Below are 1,527 nucleotides of genomic sequence, written 5' to 3' on the forward strand. Positions count from 1 at the left end.
CATCACGACAAGGCGCAGGCGCTGCCGCGCGCGACACCGAGCGATGTGGCGCCCGCCCCAAAGCCGGCGGCAGCACCAGTGCTGCGCGTCGCCGGGTTGAACAAGACCTATTCCAGCCACGGTCACGCACTGCGCGCCGTCAAGGATGTCTCGGTCGATTTGCGGCCCGGCGAGACGCTCGGGCTGGTCGGTGAGTCCGGCAGCGGCAAGACGACCTTCGCCAGGCTGCTGCTCGGCCTGGTACCGCCCGACGAAGGCGGCACCATCGAACTCGAGGACAAGGCGCTGGCGCCTCGGCTGGAGAACCGCAGCGACGACCAGATCAAGGCGATGCAGATCGTCTTCCAGAATCCGGATTCGGCTCTCAACCGCTCGCATTCGATTCGCCATCTGATCGGCCGGGCACTGAAGCGGCTGGCCGGCCTCTCCGGCAAAGCGCTGGAGTCGCGCCTCAATGACCTTGTCCGCTCGGTCCGGCTCACCGACCGCCATCTTGCCGTCAAGCCGCGCCAGCTCTCCGGCGGCCTGAAGCAGCGCGTCGCCATCGCGCGCGCCTTCGCCGGCGACCCGCGCATCGTGGTGTGCGACGAGCCGACCTCGGCGCTCGACGTCTCGGTGCAGGCTGCCATCCTCAATCTGCTCGCCGACCTGCAGTCGAAGGAAGACGTCAGCTACATCTTCATCTCGCACGACCTTGCCGTGGTGCGTTACCTCTCCGACAAGATCGCCGTGCTCTATCTCGGCCGCATCATGGAACTTGGGCCATCGGAAGACGTCTTTTCCGGACCGCATCACCCCTATACCGAGGCGCTTTTGTCGGCGGTGCCCAAACTCGACCAGACCGAGACGGCACGCATTCGTCTCGACGGCGAAATCCCCAGCGCCACCAATCCGCCTTCGGGCTGCGTGTTCCACACGCGCTGCCCGCGCAAGATCGGCCCGATCTGCGAACAGCAGGAGCCGCCACTCGGCGAGGCCCAGCCCGGCCATTCGATCCGCTGCCACATTCCTTACGCCGAACTGGCCAGGCTGCAGAGAGCGGTCGTGACCGAGCCGGCATAGCGCTCTCGCTCGCGTGGCTTGGCCGGTCAGATCTGGCCGGCCATGCTGAGAGCACGGTCACCTTCTGAAAAACCCTGCCCTTCGGCCCAGTCTCTGGCCAGCGTGCGCAGGCCTGTGAGCGCGACATCCAGAACATCCGAAGACACGGGATTCGAGGGATAGGCGAGGTAGATCGGCCGTTGGAATACCGGAGCGTTGTCGATGCGCCGCATCTCGCCGCGCTCGATATGACCGCTGACGGCACTGAGCGGCAGATAGGCGGCGGCCTGCTGCGACTGCACGTGCTGAAGCCCGATGAAGACCAGCCCGGCCGAAATCGCCGGCTTGACCATGCCGGCAAAGGCGCGGTCGTGCTCGATGCGGAACTCCAGCCCCCAGTCCATCAGGATATAGTTTTCGGTCCATGGCTTGGTCTGTGCGGCGTGCTGGACGAGCACGACCTGATCGACGGCCAGCGTCTCGTAG

1 protein-coding gene and 1 pseudogene are annotated in these 1,527 nt (G+C 65.8%); one reads left to right on the forward strand and one right to left on the reverse strand.

Translation table 11 applies throughout. From position 1 onward, the window contains the following. Positions 1-1,062 (forward strand): ABC transporter ATP-binding protein (locus tag EN939_RS33730; RefSeq protein ID WP_164751492.1); only part of this gene is annotated, 1,062 nt, incomplete at its 5' end. A gap of 26 nt (positions 1,063-1,088) precedes the next feature. Here the strand turns inward: EN939_RS33730 and EN939_RS33735 are convergent. Continuing rightward, positions 1,089-1,527: pseudogene (locus EN939_RS33735) on the reverse strand (substrate-binding domain-containing protein); the annotation flags it as partial.

The organism is Mesorhizobium sp. M7A.F.Ca.CA.002.05.1.1, from assembly GCF_003998335.1.
In the GTDB taxonomy this organism is placed as follows: Bacteria; Pseudomonadota; Alphaproteobacteria; order Rhizobiales; family Rhizobiaceae; genus Mesorhizobium.